This is a genomic window from Sphingobacterium sp. 1.A.5 (assembly GCF_002734235.1).
In the GTDB taxonomy this organism is placed as follows: Bacteria; Bacteroidota; Bacteroidia; order Sphingobacteriales; family Sphingobacteriaceae; genus Sphingobacterium; species Sphingobacterium daejeonense.
In genome coordinates this window covers 1-691 of the sequence record NZ_PEBA01000057.1, presented here as the reverse complement: position 1 = coordinate 691, position 691 = coordinate 1, and the positions used below count along the sequence as shown (strand labels likewise).

Here is a 691-nt window from a genome sequence, read left to right as displayed (position 1 = left end):
TGGTAGGAGGCTCCGGGATAATGTTTCCAAAGATGGTCCACCAGGACCTCAACCTTGGATTCCTGATGGATGCACTTAAGGAAAAGGTCCTTGCTGTAGATCGCAACGTTCCAGCTCTTTAGATGGACATCTATTCCGATATAGATCGGTTGTCCAGCAAAATTTAAATCCGTATTTTGTCGTAGCATAAGATTAGGATTTATGTTGTTATTTTGGTTATATAAAAATATAAACAAATAATCTTATGCTATCTCTTTGTAGTAGCACGTCCTAAATACAAACATAAGGCCTACAGGGTTTCATGGCGTCTTATTTTCATTTCTATAATAGTTGCACCCTTACAGGGTTGGATGGCGCCATATATTCATCCCTATAATAGTTACACCCCTACAGGCAATGTCATTAAGTTAAGAAAAAAAGAAGGCCATAAATCACGTAAATGTTTAATTTTGAATTCACTACTAAACAAATCTAAACAACCGCGTTTATGGCCGATGTAAAAATAGCACTTAAAATCATATCAGACCTAAAAAATTTTATTTCTATCTGTTTAACAGACCCTCTGCTGCTCAATCTTTTCAGGAATTCCAAAACCCATTTCACCCGGGACCGGAAGCTCAATTTCGAGAGATTGGTCCTGCTGATCGCCAAGATGTGCAAGCGGACCCTCTCTGTCGAACTGGAAGGTTTC

Annotated in this window: 1 pseudogene; it reads right to left on the bottom strand. The window is 38.8% G+C overall.

Annotated elements, in window-relative coordinates:
* Positions 1-188, bottom strand: a pseudogene (locus CRT24_RS20735) (IS110 family transposase); the annotation flags it as partial.
* Between the last annotated feature and the right edge of the window lie 503 nt (positions 189-691).